Source organism: Acinetobacter venetianus RAG-1 = CIP 110063 (assembly GCF_000368585.1).
Classification (GTDB): domain Bacteria; phylum Pseudomonadota; class Gammaproteobacteria; order Pseudomonadales; family Moraxellaceae; genus Acinetobacter; species Acinetobacter venetianus.
The window spans coordinates 1,799,037-1,819,671 of record NZ_KB849558.1; the positions used below are offsets into that span (position 1 = coordinate 1,799,037).

Here is a 20,635-nt window from a genome sequence, read left to right on the forward strand (position 1 = left end):
CTGCCCTAACTAGCGGCGTGAGCGTCTAGCCCAAGCCAATTCAATCTGTTTCATACGTGTCAGAGATTCCAACACAAGGTTACGCAAGTGTCGACAAAAATCTTCCATAAATAAAGCAGCTTGTTGTGATTTTCGGATTAAAATAGCATCAATCACAAGCTTAAACAGGGTAAATGATTCTTGAAGTTCTCGACGAGAAGTATTTAACGTTAAAAAATAGCTACGGCGTAACGATGGCAACAGTTCTTTATAGAACTTCATGAGATATGGGTTTGCCACCATTTCATGTTGTTCAGCTAAATATTTAAAAATCGCATCGTAGAACTTTTCAATATCCCCAGCTCTGACAAACTCCACCAACTGATCAAGAAGAACCTGCAATTGCTCTGCTTCGTTGACTCGCCAAGTCTCACTAATTCTCTGCACGATATGACCCAACACCATGACATTGGTATCAAATAATGCTTTGACTTGTTGCGCTGACATTTCAGAGACAATTGCACCACGACGTGGAAAAATCTCAATCAAATAAGTTCGTTCCAAAATCAACAATGCTTCTCGGACTGAGCCACGGCTTACATCTAACTCTTTAGCGATGCGTAATTCTTGAATACGCTCTCCTTCGACCAATTCTCCACTAATGATCTGTTCACTTATATATTTTGCAATCTGTTCAGAAAGACTATCAGCCTCATCGAGATTCATGATCCCCTCGCTATCTTTGTTATACGCATTGTCCAATGCTGTTTGCGCTTTTTTGTTTTAACTGATCTCGCCTCATAAATTCTATATCATTGTCTGACAATTTTATTGCTTTTTAAGCCAATCGCGATGAAAAAGCATGCTTTTTCTAAAAAAGTTGAACAGAAGCTTTATTTTTCTACGAATAAGATCAAAAAGTTAAGTCTGTAAAGTCTGATTAACCGAATATCTGAAAGATAGAACCACTCACCAAAATTTTATTGATATAAATCACATAAAATAATATTTTTATTAAAATAAACACATTTTATCTTTACTGAATTATTCAGTTCTTCAATATGAGTCTCATCATGGGTGTTCAGCAAGCTGTTAATATTGCAATTTTTGGGATGAGTCTCAGAGTATTGAACGAGTTGAAAGAACGCGTTATCAGTGCAGTTCCCAATCATATCCAAGTAAATTGGAGCAATATTGCTGAACCACAACTCGATATTCTGATGATTAACCATATCTTTGTGGATTCACCCAATATTCAAAACCTGATTAAAAATAGTAATATCAAAGTATTGAGACTCATCAATAATATAGAAAAAAGCAGTTTGATAGAAAATGATATCCTCTATTTACCCATTAATCACATTCATTCACTGCATCATTGGCTCAATGAGAAGCTCTCTGGTGCACCTATGCTTAAAGATCAACCGCAATTCGATGCTATTGAAAACGCTAAGCCTATTCAACACAAACACATCAAAGATGTATTAGACGAAATTCAGAATCCTAAGAACGGTAAAATACAGATCTTTAATAATGATGGTTTGCTTGCAATTGCGGACCCTCGCAATGAGTGGTTATGGCAAAGTCCAGATTATCAGTCCAAATCGACCGATCTAAGCCTTAACTACACCTATGCGACGCAAAATAACTTATCTTGGATCACGGATTCACAACAACAAGATTTAAAACAATGGCTATGGAATTTAATCTGGTCATCACCTGATTTTATTGAGTTGTGCCCTGCATCCACCTCAAGTTTTTATCTCGAAATTTGGCCACAACCAAAAAATAAAATTGATCGCCAAAATATTTTAAGAATGTCTGCTTGTTTCGCACAAGGAGCACAAATTACAACGGTTGCTACTCAACTCAATCTGTCAGAACAATACGTTAGACTTTTTATTGGCGCATGTTTAGCAACCAACTACGGCAAAGTCATTAAAGACCATCAAACGAGTTATCAACCAAAAAAACAACATAACGAGACTGAGCAACACTTTATGAAGAAGCTATTTGGTCGCTTACGTCATCGTTTGGGTTTTTAATTAAGGACAAACTTATGATTTTACATCAATATAAAATTGTCTTTGGTGGAACGATGGGTTCAGGTAAGTCCACGGCGATTAAAGCTCTATCAGAAATCGAAGTGCTCGGTACTGAAGCACTGAATACAGATATTGAATCACATGAGAAGCTACTTACCACTGTAGGAATTGATTACGGAGAAATCACTTTAGATGATGGTGTAAAAGTTGGTCTATATGGGACACCAGGACAAGATCGTTTTGATTTTATTTGGTCAGTCATTTGCAAAGGTGCGATTGGAACGATTGTAATGATTGACCATGCTGCGGAAAATCCACTCTTTGATTTAGATCAGTTTATCCAAGCATTCCAACCTTTCGGCAATAATATCGTGATTGCCATTAGCCATATAGATCGAAAGCCAGAGCGTACCCTCTCTATGTATAGAGAATGGCTGCGTGAAAAAGCATTGAGTTATCCATTGTTTTTTATTGACGCTCGCCAACAGGATGATGTTCTACTATTGGTCGAAACATTAATTGCAACCATCGAAGTACACTATGGTTTGATCAATTAAAGGGCTTAAAATAGCCCTTTATAAATAAAATAACTGCCCACAAAAACTAATAAACCTGCAAAACATTTTTTCAACATTGCGGGTGATAAACGATGTGCAACCTTCGCACCTAATTTTGCAGTGATAAAACTCATCGCACTAATACCTAAAAAGGCATAAACATGCACATAACCAATCGTGTTTGGCACATCGATTTTTTCTTGAGCCCCAAACCACATGAAACCAATAGCACCAGCAGCAGCAATAGGCAATCCGCACGCCGCAGAGGTTGCAACGGCTTTCTGCATCACCACGCCATGACGATTCAGATAAGGTACGGTTAAGCTCCCACCGCCAATCCCGAAAATTGCAGAAGCAACACCTATTCCTCCACCAGCAGCAAACTGCCAAGGTGCAGAAGGTAAATGTCGATTGGGAGCAACTACAGCATGTGCGCCTCTAAACATTTTAAATGCCATTGCTACAGCGAACACACCGATTAAAAGTTGTAAGTGTTGACCTGACATTAAGTCAGCCACGCCCGCACCCAGAAATGAACCTATCACTAATCCAGGCGCTAAATTACGAAAAACATGCCATAACACAGCCCCTTTTTTATGATGAGCCATCACAGAGCTAATTGAAGTTACTATGATTGTTGCTAATGATGTTCCAACAGCAATATGCATAATCACATTCGAGTCATAATTCATTTGAGAAAAAACGACATACAAAATTGGAACAATAATTAGACCACCACCGACACCAAATAGCCCCGCTGTAAATCCAGCAATTGCACCAATCAGCAAATATATGATTAACTCCATAAACTCATGACCACGCTACTCGTAAAAAATGATGGATGATTTCGCAACTCGCCAGTTACAGCAATTATTAAACGCAAAAAATCAATTTCCAGAAGTGGTGTTACTTAAAACCACCACCACATCGACCAATGATGATATGCGTGAAATTGCACAAAAAGGCATTACGACAGGACTGGTGTGCAGTGCACAACAAACGCAAGGACGTGGTCAACACCATCGTCAATGGTCATCTCCTGAAGGGAATATTTATTTCAGCACACTGATTCAAACTAAAACAGCACTCGACGGTCGCCTTGCACTTGAAATTGCACTGAATATTTTACAAATGCCTAGCTTACACGGTTTAACGTTGCAGGTTAAATGGCCAAACGATTTATATAGTCCACAAGGGAAATGGGGCGGAATTCTCGTCGAACCACTCTCTGCTCATCAGGCAATCATCGGAGTTGGCTTAAATCTCAACACTCCTCCAGTTGAAAATGCTGATCAACCGATCACCTCTCTAGCAATGTTAGGTTTACATCAGATTGATCGTTTAACATTGATTGCTGAACTTTACACGGCTATTCAACAAGCAGCACAATGGTTTGAACATGGCAGCTATAATTTGGCAGAACGTTTTAATCATCATGCAATTTGGTTAAATCAAGAAGTCGAATTTGAACATGCCAAAGGTAAAGTTCGGGGTATTTTTCAAGGAATATCCAATGACGGCGCTGTGATTATCCACACTGATCAGGCACAGCAATTTTATCAAGGGCGTCTACGCTTGGTTTCACTATAAGGAAAGCAGTCCATTATGAAAAGCTTATGGCTCGATATTGGAAATACACGCTTAAAATACTGGATCACTGAACAAGATCAAGTGATTGAGCATGCTGCTGAGTTACATCTACAATCTCCAGCTGACTTATTGCTTGGACTCATACAACACTTCCGACATCAAAATCTCAGTCGCGTGGGTATTTCCTCTGTTTTAGATCCTGAAAATAATCAACGTATTCAATTGATCTTAGATATTCTAAATATTCCTGTGATCTTTGCCAAAGTACATGCTGAATATGCAGGTCTGAAATGTGGCTATGATGTGCCGAGCCAATTGGGGATTGATCGCTGGTTACAAGTACTCGCGATGGCGAAAGTTGATCAAAACTTTTGTATTATCGGGTGCGGTACGGCTTTAACAATTGATTTAGTTGAAGGCTTTCAGCATTTAGGTGGTTATATTCTGCCAAATTTATACTTACAACGAGACTCCCTGATTCAGAATACTAAAGGAATTAAAATTCCAGATTCTGCCTTCGATAATTTAAATCCAGGCCATAATACGGTTGATGCCGTTCATCATGGAATTTTATTGGGTTTGATTAGTACGATTGATCAAATTATGCAGCAATCACCTAAGCATCTTATTCTCACAGGTGGTGATGCTCATTTATTTGCCAAATTCCTGAGTCATTATCAACCTCAAGTAGAGTCAGATCTATTACTTAAAGGACTGAAGCACTATGTTCAGTTTAATTCAGCTTTGAGTAAGGTCTGAAGAATATCCAATAATTGAGGAAATTCAGCATAGCCATCCTCAGCACGAAAATGCCCTGCTTGAGCAACCTCAATCAACTGGGCATTTAACATATGTGAAAATTTAAAAGTTAATGGCACTGGAACAACTGGGTCATTACTCGAAAAAAATACAATACGTCGCAAGATGTTGGCTCTTAATATTCCACTCTCAAAACTTGACGCTTGAACAAATGCATCAAATTCGGGATGTTGAGGCACTCGCTCGTTAAATCCTGCTAAAAATAAGCCTGCTTTTATATTTGTCTGCTGCAACTTTTTTGCTAGAAACCGCACCGTTGCGAGACATGAAAGACCATGTGCAATCACAATACTCTGATCATTTAAATTATTGCATTGTGCTTCAAGACAAGTCTGCCAAACCTCAGCATCAGGATGATTTGCATCTGCCAAAAAAATACGCTCTACGTCAACATCTAAGCGTTTTAACTGATGATCCAACCATAGATACCAGTGCTGTTCAGGATCAGCATTCTCAGAATGCATAATAAATACTTTACCGCTTAAATTATGTGACATATTCAACACTATTTATTAATATAAAACATATATTTAAATTTAATTTTCATTCTTTTTATTCAACTTTAATGTAGATATTTTGTATTATTTTTATACAAATACACTTTATTATCCAAATAAAAAAAGGTGCTTTAAAGCACCTTTTTTTAACAAAACAGAGATTATTTCTTTTGGTCATTATTACCAAATAGAGGTCCCATATTTCCGCCACCAAATTGTTTTTGCATATTACCTAATGATTTCAACATCTTGCTCATACCAGATGGATTCGCAAACTTCTTCATCATTTTCGCCATTTGTGCTTGTTGCTTGATCAGCTTATTGACTTCAGCAACATCCATACCACAACCCGCAGCAATACGCTTTTTACGACTTGGATTCATTAAATCTGGGTTACGGCGCTCTTTAACCGTCATGGATTGAATAATCGCTTCCATACGCTTAACTTGCTTTTCAGGATTTGCTTTTTCAATCGCGTCCTGAATACCCGCATTACTCATACCAGGCAACTTGTCCAAGAAGCCCATCATGCCGCCCATTTTGCTCATTTGCTCAAATTGCATCAGCATATCTTCAAAGTTGAAGGTACCGCCTTTTTGCAATTTTTTCGCCATTTTTTCGGCTTTTTCTTTGTCGATTTTACGTTCAACTTCTTCGACCAAAGAAAGTACGTCACCCATCCCTAAGATACGTTGCGCTACGCGATCAGGATGGAATGGCTCTAATGCATCAAGTTTTTCACCAATACCCAAGAATTTGATTGGTTTACCTGTGATTGCACGAACAGAAAGTGCTGCACCACCACGGGCATCACCATCAGTTTTAGTGAGAATTACACCAGTTAAAGCCAAAGCATCATTAAATGCTTTTGCGGTATTGGCAGCATCTTGACCTGTCATCGCATCGACAACAAACAATGTTTCTGTTGGTTTAACCGCTGCGTGTAACTCTTTAATTTCGTCCATCATGTCTTCATCGACATGTAAACGACCTGCTGTATCGACAATCAAGACATCAGCAAACTGAATTTTCGCTTGCTCAATGGCACGATTCACAATATCAATCGGCTTTTCAGAAGCCTCAGATGGGATAAAACCAACACCAACATCATTTGAAACTGTTTCTAACTGCTTAATTGCCGCTGGACGATACACGTCAGCAGAAACGGTCATCACTTTTTTCTTTTGACGTTCTTTTAAGAAACGCGCTAATTTTGCGGCAGTTGTCGTCTTACCAGCACCCTGTAAACCAGCAAGTAATACAACAACAGGAGGTTTTGCACTTAAATCTAAGGTCTCATTTGCCTCACCCATCATCTTGGTGAGTTCATCATAGACAATTTTTACAAATGCCTGACCAGGAGAAAGCTGAGTCATAACTTCCTGACCGAGTGCTTCTTCCTTAACCTTCGCGATAAATTCACGAGTTACAGGTAACGCCACATCGGCTTCAAGAAGTGCCATACGTACTTCACGTAAGGTATCTTTAATATTGTCTTCGGTCAGCTGCCCTGAGCCAGTAACATTTCTTAAACTCTGTGTGAGTCGTTCTGTTAAGGTATCAAACATTGCGAAATCCGCTTAAAATGGCTAGTTGCAAAAAAATCTTTCTTAAAATAGAAAATTTATGCATAGAATGCTATAGGATACTGTAGTTCGAAGCGAATTTATATCTTATATGGTGAATATTATTCATCCTCCTAAAAAAGGTTTGACATGATCAGTCTCCCCTTGGTTTACACAATTTTGGCACTGGTCGCATATACCAGTTCTTTTTGGTATCTGTTTATCCATTTAATGTCAAAACGTACTCCAAATATTTGGTGCTATGGTCTTATCGTCGTCTTGGGGCTTGCTCTTCACGGGGTAGTTCTTTACCAAGATATGGTGACCCCTATTGGCGTCAATTATGATGTGTTTAATCTAATTTCTTTCACGTCTGGCTTAATGCTTGCCTTAAGTTTAATTCTAAGTTTGATTCGCCCGATTCTACCGTTAAATTTAATTGGTACACCTGTAGCCGCAATTGGTTTAATTTTAGGTTATGCGTTTAGCCAAGCCAATCAAGTGATTGAGCAGCATAGCATTGGTCTTGATTTTCATATTATTTTATCACTTTCTGCTTATGCCGTTTTATTAATGGCGACGATTCAAGCTGTCTTACTATGGTTTCAAGATCGTGAACTCAAGAAAAAACAAAAAAGAAGAATTTGGGTCAATTTACTCCCTCCATTTCAAGTGATGGAATCCCTGCTATTTGACTTAATCATTACAGGTTTTGGACTTTTAACTGTTGCCTTGCTATTTGGCTTCTTTACCATCGATAATTTCTTCGCCCAACACCTCGCACATAAAACTGCATTCAGTATTATTTCGTGGTTTTTATATGGTGCTCTATTGATTGGTCACTACAAATTCGGTTGGCGTGGGCGCAAGGCAATTCGCTTTACCATAACGGGTTTTATCTTGCTCGCGATTGGATTTATCGGCAGTAAATTTGTTTTAGAAATGATATTAGGACGTTAATAGAAACGTTCTAAAATGGAATCATAATGTATTCTTACTATAAATATACAGATATAGATAAGACAATAATCCTGTATGAACTAGATCAGGAACATTACTGTTTAAGAGCAATCTGTAGCACATCATCAATAATCTTGAATACAGCTTTTATAAATGAACAATCTAATTTTTTTCTACCTGAAGGAAGCTTCGAAGAACATTTAGAAGAATTATCTCTTATTACAAAGGAAGAATTTTTAAGTTTTTGGAATAAATCTATATCGCAACATGTAGATGCATGGGATAGCTTAAAAAGCAAACTTCACATCAATCAAAATATTGATACAGAGATTGTTTGTTTCTATCCACAAGGTGTTATTGTTAAATATGGAGAAATTTTTTTGGGTTTAGTGAACTACAAAGACTGCGAATCCATTTTAGGAACAGACAATATTTATCCTCAACAAAAAATTAAACTGTATGTGCAAAACTTTGATGATGAAAACTTATGGATTAACTTCTCAGTAAACCCTCAACATCAGCCTGTGTAGAACACAATATCATTTTATAGACATCTTACCAAAAAATGCGTATAACGCTGTTTTCGCTTATTTAGGTAAAAATCGTGAAACTTGTACTCGCCCCGATGGAAGGTCTTACTGATCCAATCATGCGTGATGTGCTCACCCATGTTGGCAGTTTTGATTGGTGCGTGACCGAGTTTATCCGTATTACTGATAGCATTCAGCCAGATCATATCTACTATAGCTTTTGTCCAGAACTGAAAAATGGCGGTAAAACCGCAGCTGGCACGCCTGTACATGTACAATTTCTTGGCAACAATCCAGACATGCTTGCTGCTAATGCAGCAAAAGTCGTTGAGCTAGGTGCTCCTGCAATTGATTTAAACTTTGGATGCCCTGCTAAAACAGTGAATCGGCATCGTGGCGGATCTATCCTGCTTGATGAACCAGAAACCGTTCACTTACTCGTCAAGGCTGTACGTGATGCTGTCCCAAAACACATACCCGTTTCTGCAAAAATGCGTTTAGGCTATTTAGATGAAGATCACACTCTAGACAATGCACATGCCATTGAAGATGCAGGTGCCAGTTGGCTTACTGTACATGCTAGAACCAAAGCAGATGGTTATACACCTCCTGCTTATTGGGAAAAAATTCAACCAATTACCGAAGCATTAAAAATTAATGTCATCGCAAATGGCGAGATTTGGAATAATGCAGATGCCAAAGCCTGTTTAGAACAATCTCATTGCCAAGACTTAATGATTGGTCGCGGTGCAGTAACCACACCAGATTTAACTTTGTGTATCCGCCAAAATAAAGACCAAGCAATTCTTTCATGGTCTGATTTAGTCGAATTACAGCAACGTTTCTTAAGTGGTCAATATAAAACAGAAATCGGAATGATTGGCCGTTATAAACAATGGTTGGGGATGATGACTAAAGCTTATCCAGAAGCACAAGAGCTATGGGGAAAAGTAAAAAAAGAGAAGCAGCTTGATCAAATTCTTGATTATTTAATATAAAAAGGGAGAATATCTCCCCTCTTTATTCTAAATTTACATACCACTAATTTTCATTTGAAGATTAGTGACCGATGCTCCTTTCATTCCAATATTTCCAATTGAATTATTCTGCAATCCGTTAAAAACATTTGGATCAAGCGTACCTATTGTATTGCCTAGTTTTACGTTGTTTAAACTTAAATCAAACTCATCGGTTTTATTTGGATTTCCAAAAACAATCCCACCAAAATCTCCTGGTGTGGGTCCCATGATACCAGCATAAAACCCATTCAAGCCAAAGCCACTCGTAGCGTTAGTCGCTTTGAATTGAAAATCAAAACTAGCACCTATAGGCGTCGTTGATGAATCTCCCGGTGTAGAATAATCAGAGACTAACATCATGTTACAGCCTGTGCCTGTCCCACAAATTGACTCAATTGCACCATCAAACATAAACATATGACTTTGAGGTGCTCCACCTAATTGAATATTAATTTTAGGCTTATTAGAGGCTAAAAATTTGATATCAAAATTATCTTTGACACGCAATAACTCTTTAACACCTGACTGTAATTTAATAGCAGAAGAAATATCAAAAATAGATTTTCGAGTATAAACACTGCCACTTACATTGGATAAATTATTCGCATCCGCAGTATAAATAGAAAATGGCTTGATACGAAACCCGCTGTAATTCCCATCAAATGAAATTGCGATGTTAGCAAAAGCACCGTTTGTTCCAGTACCTTTATCAGTATCTATAGATGCTTTAATAAGCGGTAGTGATGTATCAGCATTACTTGCATCAATGCCCACAATTGCAACAGGGTTTGGTTTTGATGCAGTTATAGGAGTTTGACCAGCAATGCCACCTATAACTAAGCCAGCACGATTTGTATAATCTGTCGAAGTGTAACTACCATTTGATAAACCATCGCTATCTATAATCGCAATTTGATCAAACTCAACTTTAGATGTATTTACAGTAATATTTATACCGTCTTGCCCAACAGTGGAAGATAAACTCTGATCATCCATTGGTTGCATTGCCATTGAATAAGGACTCAATAACAATAAACATCCTAAAATATTCTTTTTCTTCATTGTCCTAATCCTTAAGACAAACGCTTAAATAACAACCAACATTCTAGCATAGAAAAACATCATATCAATACTAAAAAAATCTGGTAAATATATAACTAATTCCTAGGGATAATACCTAATTGACTATTTAACTGCCCACCGGTAAGAACCATCTCTCCCAAGCGTGCTCCTGCACCTGTGCTAGGTGGGTATAGATTAATATCTCTAGCTCTAAATACACCAGCTATTTTTTCCGCATTAGTGCCAGTTCCATTTGTCCCTGCTGGATTGAAAGTAAGACCCGTATTAAATCCAACCATCCCCTCACCAGAGCTATGACGACCAATTACAATTGAGTTATTAAATGCCATTTTACCAGACAGATTATCTAACCCTAGTGTAGAACCATCTGTTGGATCACTAATTTGAATAGTGTTACCAGTTCCTTTAAGAGTTAAGTCACCAGCAATAATAAGACTATTACCTGTTCCATCAGACTTATACTCATTATTTGGGATTAATGATAAATCCATATCACCACCAATACGAAGTTTAAGGCCTAACAAAACATCATCATTTAAAGCAAAGCTATTAGCAGGAGCAACACTACGAGTCGCACATCCAGTAGCACTAGCTAATTGTGCACAAGTTTTATAAGTTGATCCTGGCAAATAACCTGCAGCTAATTCTGCTGCCATTACGATTAGCATGTCTTTTAAGCTAGCATTAAAGCTACCCTTTTCAACCCCGATTGTCCCCGCTCCTTTTAGCAACATATCAATATTACGGAGTCCAATATAGTAATTGGTTGGCTGGACACCATTAACGCTATTATTATCGTTATCGCCACCATCAACTACTAGGATTGAAGTCGTTTTGTTTCCTTGAGGGACAAAACTCGCATCTCTATCAATGCCACTTGTACTCATTGCCAAAGAAAAACCTAATCGAGGAGTATTACCTGACCCAATAGCTGTTTTCACACCATTTTTATCAAATGCATAAACAGTTGATGCATCTACCGAGGTTCCATACATCGCCATATTTGCATTTAAGTTATAGAAAGGTAATGCCAATCCCCATGTATTCAACTTATTTGTCGTATTATTGCTTCCATCATGTTCGATAATAGGCTGATAACCTGCAGCTGGATTATAAGTAGCACTATTCGTAAAACGACCTTGTTTAGAAATTGCTTGGAACTCAGCTCCACGAACAGCTAATATAATACTATAAGGGTTTGTATTTCCGGTACCTGTATGGATATTTTGCGTATAGTCTGCCGCACCGGTTAAAAATTGGCCATTACCAAAACGGCTGGTTTGAAATACGTAGTTAGCTGGTATTAGAATGGACTTTGTATCTGCAAGATTTATATAAATATTACCACTATCAAAAGTCCCTCGACTTCCAGCTTGAAGTCCTGTGAGATTACCAAACTCAAATCCGTAAGTATTTAGACCAGCCCCGCCAATTTCTAATCGTGTCGCATTTTTCTTCTCATCAGCGCTGAGCGTACCATCCATATTGGTATCAAGCATCATATCAGATTCAGTCGTAAAATCTGCTTTCATACGAAAAGCGATACCTGAATTACCTATAACATTTCCACCAAGAATAGGAGTTGCACTTGCGCCATTGTTTGCTTTACCAATAATATTTGTCCCGTTCGGGCTTCCATACTGCCCAGTACCAATAACTGGATCATTTAAAGTTCCACTTGTTATACCGCGGACTTGTAAAGAGCCGTTGACCATACGCCCACTGGCTCCTAGACGAATAAGCCCATTGGCGCCAACTGGACTTTTTGTATTAGAGTCAATCGCATACCTTGTATTACTATCAGCATTCACAACATTTTTATTTGTCATGAATTCAAGATTTAATCCTGCATTAGTTGCTTTCCCAGAGCTGTCACTATAGGTATGCGCAGTTAAAGCTGCACTACCACTATCTTCTACTCTAGTAAAATCAACATAACCTAAAGTACCACTCGGTTTATCAGTTGTTAAAGCATTAGCTGTCCCAACGGCATTTGTCTGTATTCGTAAACCTTCCTTATCATCAACATACATCACCCCCTTACCTAAGAAATTAAAGTTAAGGTTTTTAAGTATAAGTTGATTAAGCTGATTACTTGCGTCAACTTGGCCAAGATAAAGGTTAATATTTTTTAATCCCAACACTAAACTCGATTGGCTTGTTTTACTAAATAAGCCATCACGTGTTTTAAATGTAATTCCTAAAGGAGAACTCGTTTGAAGAGCCAAGGTACCAACTGGATCACTACAACGAGCAATCGTTTCTGTATCACATATCTTAAAATTATCAATAGTAATTAACGATGGATCACTCGATATATTAAAATCCACTCCAGACTTACCAGCATTACTACCAATATTAATTTGGTAATTCGTTCCTAATGGTAGTGTAGAAGCATTACTTTGACGAACTTTAAAGCCTTCAGCTATCGCTCGAAGCTTAGTATTAGTAGCACCAACACTACCACGACCAGCATCATCCTCCCAGTAGAACTGCTGTACATCAATTGCATCGTATGTTGTTGAAATACTAATACCATCTTGTCCATTGACACTTCGCAAAGCACTATCATCCAAACTTTGCAAAGCAAATGAAGTTTGATTTACAAAAAATAAGCTAGTGGCTAGTGTACTTAGAGCAAACCACTTTTTTCTCTGATTTTGATTTTTTATTTTCATCACTTCAATCCTTGAACTGGGTCCGCACTATACTAACAACGAGAATGGTCACTACATGCAAAAATTTTAATTTGTCCTTGTAGAGCTAAATTCCCATTCATTTGTACTCCCATAAAACCTGTTTCACGTCCAGCATCATAATTATTTGCAGTTGTTCCACCATTTGCGACTGTTGCAACTTTTTTTAGAACTGGAGAATAGGTCGATGTTTTTAAATATCCATAATCATTTGGTGAAGTACTCGTATTTTCTACCAAATTTCCACTTGCATCATAATATGAAGTAACAACATCTTGCTCAATAGATAATGCACTAAATCCTAAATTTCGAATTTGGATAGGTTGAGTCGCATCAAAACCTAACTGTATCGCAGGCTTAATCATAGGACTTCCATCAGATTTTCGAGCATATACCAAATCCGTTCCATCTAAGCCTAGCTTTTGAATATTTACGGTTCCCTGAAGCCCCTTCATAACCAACCACAACTTATGGCCTGGATTCGCTGCTGTAGGATCACTAGCCGCGATACTCCAGATTGGATCTGTATCAGCAGGACCACTAGCATCAGCCGTAGTTTTTTTCTGTACAAAGCGTTTATTAAAAGAAATAGCTAAACGGCAGTATTCCAAATTGGTACAACTAAAGGTCGGTGCAGTACCTGCTTGTAAGGCTGCATCTGAAAGAATGTTTTGATTTAAAGATAACTTTAGCGAGAGATCAGCGCCCGCCTGACCTTCTACCGCCTGTAATGCATTATTATCTAAAGCTTGTAATTCAGCATGCGATGACGTTACTGCAATCAAACAAGATACGAGAATAATCGAGATTTTTTTCATTATTATGCTCCCTTTATAGACCCGTAGTCGTTATTTTCATGTGTTGAATAAGCAAGCCATCGATAACAGCCGATCCAAAGTTTGTACTTGGACTTGGACTTGCTACATTTGGAATCGGGGCGGTATTTGTTGCTGGTATTACGTAACCTGTCGTACCATTTGATGCACCAATAAATGCATTTACAGCAGCACTAGAGGTACTCTTCCAAGCCCCCCCATTTAAATTGGTATCAGACCATGTTCTATTAGCAACGGTACCGTAGATAGGTGTTGTACCTGAAACGTTATTACAACTGCCAGAACCACCATTACATGATGCAGCACTAGTAGGTGTTGCAGTCCAACCATTTGCTGAGTTAACTAAACTAGTGCCATTATCATATTGCCATTGATACAAATAGCCCGTTGTATCAGAAGTACTATTACATGTTCCCCATATGTTAGTACCTGTACACCTACTACTTTGTAACCAAGTAGAGGTACTCATAGCTCTCTCGGCATATCGAACCTGAATAGCTGTATTCGATGTTGTTGTTGTTAAGGTATTGTTTTGTAATGGACCACCAAAAGAGATACCAATTGCATCATTTGAAGCATCACCTTTAAAAGCGAGTAATGTTTTACCACCATCTGGACTATATACGGTACCAATACTAATACTACTATGTGTTGCTAATTTTTTATTTGAAAGTGCCGATGCAGAGTAATCTGTACGCGGCGAACCACCTTGATAGTTTGCAATGTCACTTGTACCACACTGATAAATATTACAAGTTGAACCTAAATAAGTGGCATCAGTACCAGAATAATCAGTATAAATTTTCTTGTAGATTTCTGGTTTATTTGGAATTCGAGCTATTTCTAGACTTAAGTTTTTACCATCAGAGCCCAAAATTACAGGTTGATACAAACTACCTAAAACCAAATTAGCATTCAGATTATATATATATAAACCTTCATTTGATGCAAAATTAGGAGAAGCCCCCCCAGTAGCAGGAGTAGCTAAACGATCAGTATCAGCTGTTTCTCTTGTACTTAATCTCAATACGCCCTGTACATTTGGCGCAGTCCAAGTCCTAGTTCGCGTTTGTGTATCTGTTCTTTTTTGATTTTGGACTATATATTTACAACCAGCTGAGCCAGCGGTAGCAGTAAAATTCCCTGTACTAGCATTACCACAGTTACCAGTAGATGCTGTTTTAGATGTACCAAAAGTTGTGTCCTGACCATTACTAATAGTTGTCCATGCAGATGTCGTTCCAATTGAACTCGTGGTGGTATCTGTCATTGTTGCTTTTAAATTAGCACCATCACCACTATTAAAACGGAGAACTCCAGCCAAACCTAATGTATTGTTGTAAAATGAACTCATACCTTTTGTATTAGTAGCACCATTCAGTGTTTGAAACATTTGTAAGTTACTACCATTTATACTAAATCCATTCCAAATGGCTTGAAGTCGTAAACGATTTGCTCGTCCCGCTGCTGTTGTTCCAAAATTCTCACCTAAATTGAACTGATCAACACTTCCTTCTGCTTTACTTTGGTCTCGAACAAAAGCATCCGTCCAAAAGGCTAATTTCAAGTTATAAGCGTCTGCCCCCGCTTCAGCAGTAGTTGGACGAGTAATATCATATAATGGAGCTTCTAAATTAAGATATGTAATTTGGCATGAAAGATCCGAAGCACCAGTACAATTCGCAGCACTGAAATTAGGAACATTTTTTGCCGTTGTTGTTTTGAAAATCCAAGGGTTTTGGGCAGATCCCCAACTTGCAATCGCAGCGTTTGCAATCAAACCTGTCAAACCAGAGTCAAAACGACTATTTACATCATTATTGGCATTTTTTGATAGAGCCAAACCATATAAATATAAGTCAGCCTTACCAACAGAATGATCTACAGGACGGACAGAACCACCAATTGCCGTAACACCATCTGAAACATACCCATCTTTATTTGTATCTTGTACAATTGAAGTCAAACCACCAACAGGTAAATAGTGGATATAACCCGTATCTTTTGTGCGATCATTTAACAGAGCATTTTGAGTTTCATTAGGACCAGCAGCGCGAAGAATCATGAATGTATTAGTTGGAAGGATTGCGATCCCTTCACCTGTAGTAGCACTCAAACCATCGTCAGATAGTTCTTGCAACGCAAAAGCATATCGGCTTAAACATAATCCGATTAGCGTTGCCAATACAGTTCTTTTGAATGATACCGTATAAAGTGTAGCCATCTAAACCTTCCTGTTACTCGATGCTCCGCACCAACTTTTTTTCTTAAATTTATTAAGTGATTTTATATAGACGCATCCAAACATCTTTCCGAAACTTATAAAGTTCGAACTATAAAACCTGAATAATATTATGCCTAATAATTACACAATTGCAAAACAAACAGAGAAATGGTTACATTTTTCCGATGAAGCAACGATGCTTTTACATAAATAAAGATGAAATTTTATTTTTTATGAATTTCTCTTAAACTCATGCAAAAACTTTGCAACTCTAGCTTTTTTTTCAGGTGACAAAGCGTAGAGCTCCGTCGCAGTTGCATCTGGTTTGATTATTCCCACTCCCGCACCAACAGCGAACCAACTAGCAACACTAAACATAGAAACCCCACCCATACTATGCTGTACAAAATCAATATCTCTAGGCGTTCTGTAGACCCAACATTTTTTCAACTCCTGATAGGTTTCAGGTTGCTGTACCGTCAACATAAATTTCCAAAAATCAGTATCACTTCTACCTGTATCATAATGCATTCGAATAAAATCACGTATTCCAAACCAAAATTGTGTATTTTGTTGATTAAAACAATCTATATTTTGCTTAGATATAATGCCGTGATTTTCTTTAATAAACGAGACGAGCAACTGTAATTGTGTCAGCATTTGGCCAATAGAAGTAGCCTCTAATGGTTCAACAAATCCAGATGCAAGCCCAATTGCAACAACATTTTTGATCCAGACTTCCTTGTAACAACCTGCTTCAAATGAAATTGGTTTAGCTGGCTTTATTTCACATCCGAGCCATGCTTCAACTTCTCGTTGAGCTTGCTGATCACTTATAAACTCATCATGAAAAACATATCCAGCACCAATTCTTTCCTGAAGCGGAATTTGCCACATCCAACCTGAACTCATAGCCGTAGCACGTGTGACTAACTCTTTCGGCTCATCCCCATATTGCAAATGAAAAGGTAATGCACGATTTAATGGTAACACATCTGAAAATGAGCACCATTCACTCTGATATTGCTTTCCAATTAATAACCTAGCAAACCCAGATGCATCAATTAAAAAATCACAATCTATATTACGTTTTTCTAAACAAATCGAAGAAATATGCCCAGTTAGCGTATCAATTTGAAAACTCTCAACTTTCTCTTCAACATGAAGAATTCCTCTTGCAATAGCAATATCCCTTAAATACTGACCAACTCTAAAAGTATCAAAATGAAGAGATGCTCCAAAATTATTCTTACCTTCTAATAGAATTTTTAGAACTTCCTCAAAAGGCTTTTTTTCTTCACTAAATTGATATGAAGCCATATACTTGCTGATATCAATGCCATGATTAAACAAACCAGATAAAAATGGGTTATAACCATTTTCATTCCAGACAAAATCATCTGTTGCTAAAGGAAATAAATGGTAATAATAATCATCTGATTGACCTGTTCGCCAACTTTCATATCTAAAACCTAACTTTAATGTTGAACCTGTTTTAGCAATAAAGTCCTTCAAATCAACATTTAAATCATGTAATACAGTAAGAAGATTTAATACCCCTCCCTCTCCAACACCAACAATCGGTATTTGTGGAGCTGAAATCACCATAATTTCAACAGATGCGCTAAAAAGCTGCCTAAGCTGTAAAGCTGCAAACCAACCAGCAGTTCCTCCACCAACAACTACAACTCTATTCATCCCTCGTAGATTCAACATTCTTCTTATCCTAATAAAAAATAGTAAAAGCAGCCGAAGCTGCTTTTCTCTAAATCATCGCGACATATTTAATTTAGCAGAATTGATTACCACCATAGCAGTTACTGGTGACATACTGCGAAGTCAACTGCAAATTACTCAATGATAGATTTGCCGTTTGACTACTTACATCAATATTGAGTGTTTTTACAAGCGGATTTCCTGTTGCTGCATTTAGACCATCGATAAGACTCACAGGAATATCACTTCCTTGCATTAATGCTTGTGTAACAAAACCAGCAACTTGCGGCAATACAGCTGAAATATCGGCTTTATTTGTAGATGTTAAGTATCCTAAATCAATTGGATCTTTAAATGATAACCACCAACCTGTTTGCGCAATATCATCACTATTTGAACCTGGCCACTGTAAAGCTTGCTTTTGCAATGCAAGATAGCCACCCGTACCCCTTAAAGGAATATTATGGAATAAGTTCAATGCCTCATTAAAGGTTACGTTTAAGTTCAAACCATCTAAAGTAGATCCAGCCCCCATTTGGAATTGGGCTGTACCAACGACACAAATAAATATAACAGTGATACAGTCTGTACTATTACCATTTGTTGTTAAACTTGTACCATTAGGATAATTTCCATATTGAATTAAATCTACAGATAGTTGATTTACGAAATTACTTGTCGGCGCATTACCACATGCAGCTGCGCTAGCTCTATTTGAACGTGCACAGTCTAATGCTATATGAGGAACAGTGACATTAATATTATTTACCACAGCAGACGTCATACGGTTTCCCGTAATAACTGAAGTCGTATTTTTAGTAAAAGGCACCGTCAAACTCGGCACAGAAATACCTAATGTATCAGAAGAAGCGGCAGAAGTATAACTCACAAAGCCACGCTGACCACCAATCGTTGAATTGATTTTACCTGCAATTGCCTGACATGAACCATTTGCTTGACCAACAATTGCCGCACAACCTGCTGCTCCAGCAGCACCAAAAGTAGTTGCCTGTGTAGACACCTCTCCAGATAAATTCGCCAATTGCAGATAACCACTTAGGCTCTGAATACCATCAGTAGAAGATAAAATACCTGAATTTTCCAAACCAGCACTTAATAATCCTTCTATTGCTTCTGCGCTTAAACGAAAACCTGCAACCTCTCGTGTTGAGGCAGAATCAGGGTTTTTAATTGCAAACTCTAGAAATGGATTAGTAATTTGTGCACTAGTAGCTGCTCGATCGCCACTAAAAGTAGGACTACCTTGTTGCGAACCACTAGCGACCGTACCATCATTTAAGCCACTAAGTGAAAGATTTTTAATATCGATATCACAAGCACCAGCACCATTCACACCACCGCAACCAAGCTGAAGATTTCGAATATTTGCATTCAACTCAACTTTTGCCTCTAAACCTAGTTTATAGAAGCCAATATTACTGCTGCTGTTCCTCAATGTTTCCAAGTTAGCAGAATCAGTGGGTGCAATATAAGACAAACTCATTAATGCTTGCCCAGTTGCTGCAGACATTTCACTATCAGTCAAGCTATGAAGTGTTGAAGAGGCTGCATATGCTGAGTTTAAACATAAACTACCTAAGGCTAATAATGCCAAATTAAGAAACCTAAACTGTCGCATAACGACCTCCGTGTTAAAACTTCCATATGTTCTTTTTATTACTTGTTTCTGTATGATCGAATACTCACTTATATAGCTGCAGTAATTTCCGTGATCCTGTACAAAAACAAATCAAATTATACTGATTGTATCTTATTTTTTATTAATTACTAGCTTCATTCGTCTGAACACTTTTTGTGATGAATGAAGAATTTTTTAAAATCATTAAATTAAAAAACCCATCATTTACAGATGATGGGTTTTTTAATTTAGGTCTTAGGTAAGGTCACACCAGTTTGACCTTGGTACTTACCACCACGATCTTTATATGATGTTTCACACACCTCATCGCTTTCAAAGAAAAGCATTTGTGCGACACCTTCCCCTGCGTAAATACGTGCCGGTAAATTTGTTGTGTTTGAAAACTCAAGCGTTACGTGACCTTCCCACTCTGGTTCTAAAGGCGTTACATTTACAATAATACCGCAACGCGCATAGGTTGATTTACCCAAACAAACAGTTAAAACATTACGTGGGATACGGAAGTATTCGATTGTACGCGCAAGCGCAAATGAGTTTGGTGGAATAATGCAAACATCAGACTCAATATCAATAAAGCTTTTATCATCGAAGTTTTTTGGATCAACAATTGCAGAATGCACATTTGTGAAAACTTTAAATTCACGCGCACAGCGAACATCATAGCCATAGCTAGATACCCCATAAGAAATCAACTTATCTCCGTTTTCTCCGAAACGAACTTGATTCTCTGCATAAGGTTCAATCATGCCGTGTTTTTCGCTCATCTCACGAATCCAACGATCAGATTTTATTGCCATGACTTTTATCCAAAATCTTAATGAATGATTGGCGGCTACTTTAACGCAAAACAGCAGCAATG

The 20,635-nt window shown here is 37.8% G+C and carries 18 protein-coding genes; 7 read left to right on the forward strand and 11 right to left on the reverse strand.

Features of this window, described 5'->3' with window-relative positions:
• Nucleotides 1–9: 9 nt before the first annotated feature.
• Nucleotides 10–705 (reverse strand): GntR family transcriptional regulator, encoded by a 696-nt coding sequence (locus tag F959_RS13965; protein ID WP_004881216.1) that lies wholly within the window; start codon nt 703–705, stop codon nt 10–12.
• Nucleotides 706–1,052: 347 nt separating this feature from the next.
• Between F959_RS13965 and F959_RS13970 the strand changes: the two genes are divergently transcribed.
• A complete protein-coding gene (locus tag F959_RS13970; RefSeq protein WP_004881218.1) occupies nt 1,053–2,024 on the forward strand; it encodes a hypothetical protein in 972 nt (323 codons plus the stop codon).
• Between the two features lie 14 nt (nt 2,025–2,038).
• The gene (locus F959_RS13975; protein WP_004881219.1) at nt 2,039–2,581 is read left to right on the forward strand and encodes a GTP-binding protein; all 543 of its coding nucleotides are present in this window, start codon (nt 2,039–2,041) and stop codon (nt 2,579–2,581) included.
• A gap of 5 nt (nt 2,582–2,586) precedes the next feature.
• On the opposite strand, the gene F959_RS13980 is transcribed toward F959_RS13975, so the two are convergent.
• Nucleotides 2,587–3,387 carry a sulfite exporter TauE/SafE family protein gene (locus F959_RS13980; protein WP_004881221.1) on the reverse strand — a complete coding sequence of 267 codons (801 nt, stop codon included), beginning with the start codon at nt 3,385–3,387 and terminating at the stop codon, nt 2,587–2,589.
• 31 nt (nt 3,388–3,418) lie between these two features.
• On the opposite strand from F959_RS13980, the gene F959_RS13985 reads away from it, so the two are divergent.
• Together F959_RS13985 and F959_RS13990 are read left to right on the forward strand one after the other, a co-directional pair.
• On the forward strand, nt 3,419–4,171 hold the full coding sequence (locus F959_RS13985; protein ID WP_017196620.1) for a biotin--[acetyl-CoA-carboxylase] ligase: 753 nt from the start codon (nt 3,419–3,421) through the stop codon (nt 4,169–4,171).
• 15 nt (nt 4,172–4,186) lie between these two features.
• Complete coding sequence (locus F959_RS13990) at nt 4,187–4,930, forward strand: pantothenate kinase (protein ID WP_004881224.1); 744 nt, start codon at nt 4,187–4,189, stop codon at nt 4,928–4,930.
• Here F959_RS13990 and F959_RS13995 read toward each other — a convergent pair.
• Both F959_RS13995 and ffh read right to left on the reverse strand, forming a co-directional pair.
• On the reverse strand, nt 4,900–5,487 hold the full coding sequence (locus F959_RS13995; RefSeq protein WP_004881226.1) for an RBBP9/YdeN family alpha/beta hydrolase: 588 nt from the start codon (nt 5,485–5,487) through the stop codon (nt 4,900–4,902). The two genes, F959_RS13990 and F959_RS13995, sit on opposite strands and share 31 nt — an antisense overlap.
• Nucleotides 5,488–5,648: 161 nt before the next feature.
• A complete protein-coding gene (ffh, locus tag F959_RS14000) occupies nt 5,649–7,055 on the reverse strand; it encodes a signal recognition particle protein (protein WP_004881228.1) in 1,407 nt (468 codons plus the stop codon).
• Nucleotides 7,056–7,202: 147 nt separating this feature from the next.
• Here ffh and F959_RS14005 point away from each other — a divergent pair, with 147 nt between their 5' ends.
• The 3 genes from F959_RS14005 to F959_RS14015 all read left to right on the forward strand — a co-directional run bounded on the left by F959_RS14005 (nt 7,203) and on the right by F959_RS14015 (nt 9,540).
• Entirely contained in the window at nt 7,203–8,012 is an 810-nt protein-coding gene (locus tag F959_RS14005) for a cytochrome C assembly family protein (RefSeq protein WP_004881229.1), read from the forward strand.
• A 26-nt stretch (nt 8,013–8,038) separates the two neighbouring features.
• Complete coding sequence (locus tag F959_RS14010; RefSeq protein WP_004881231.1) at nt 8,039–8,542, forward strand: hypothetical protein; 504 nt, start codon at nt 8,039–8,041, stop codon at nt 8,540–8,542.
• A 74-nt stretch (nt 8,543–8,616) separates the two neighbouring features.
• On the forward strand, nt 8,617–9,540 hold the full coding sequence (locus F959_RS14015; protein ID WP_004881233.1) for a tRNA dihydrouridine synthase: 924 nt from the start codon (nt 8,617–8,619) through the stop codon (nt 9,538–9,540).
• Between the two features lie 33 nt (nt 9,541–9,573).
• Here the strand turns inward: F959_RS14015 and F959_RS14020 are convergent, their stop codons facing one another.
• The 7 genes from F959_RS14020 to dcd all read right to left on the reverse strand — a co-directional run bounded on the left by F959_RS14020 (nt 9,574) and on the right by dcd (nt 20,573).
• Nucleotides 9,574–10,623, reverse strand: a complete 1,050-nt coding sequence (locus F959_RS14020; protein ID WP_004881235.1) for a DUF6160 family protein — start codon at nt 10,621–10,623, stop codon at nt 9,574–9,576.
• A gap of 95 nt (nt 10,624–10,718) precedes the next feature.
• Complete coding sequence (locus F959_RS14025) at nt 10,719–13,322, reverse strand: DUF6160 family protein (RefSeq protein ID WP_004881236.1); 2,604 nt, start codon at nt 13,320–13,322, stop codon at nt 10,719–10,721.
• A gap of 32 nt (nt 13,323–13,354) precedes the next feature.
• The gene (locus tag F959_RS14030) at nt 13,355–14,158 is read right to left on the reverse strand and encodes a DUF6160 family protein (protein ID WP_004881238.1); all 804 of its coding nucleotides are present in this window, start codon (nt 14,156–14,158) and stop codon (nt 13,355–13,357) included.
• 13 nt (nt 14,159–14,171) lie between these two features.
• The gene (locus F959_RS14035; protein WP_004881240.1) at nt 14,172–16,400 is read right to left on the reverse strand and encodes a hypothetical protein; all 2,229 of its coding nucleotides are present in this window, start codon (nt 16,398–16,400) and stop codon (nt 14,172–14,174) included.
• A gap of 231 nt (nt 16,401–16,631) precedes the next feature.
• Nucleotides 16,632–18,116: a tryptophan 7-halogenase gene (locus tag F959_RS14040; protein ID WP_004881241.1), complete on the reverse strand. Its 1,485-nt coding sequence runs from the start codon at nt 18,114–18,116 to the stop codon at nt 16,632–16,634.
• A 73-nt stretch (nt 18,117–18,189) separates the two neighbouring features.
• Entirely contained in the window at nt 18,190–19,755 is a 1,566-nt protein-coding gene (locus tag F959_RS14045; protein ID WP_004881243.1) for a hypothetical protein, read from the reverse strand.
• 248 nt (nt 19,756–20,003) lie between these two features.
• Nucleotides 20,004–20,573, reverse strand: coding sequence for a dCTP deaminase (dcd, locus tag F959_RS14050; RefSeq protein WP_004881246.1), 570 nt, complete (start codon nt 20,571–20,573; stop codon nt 20,004–20,006).
• Nucleotides 20,574–20,635 lie beyond the last annotated feature (62 nt).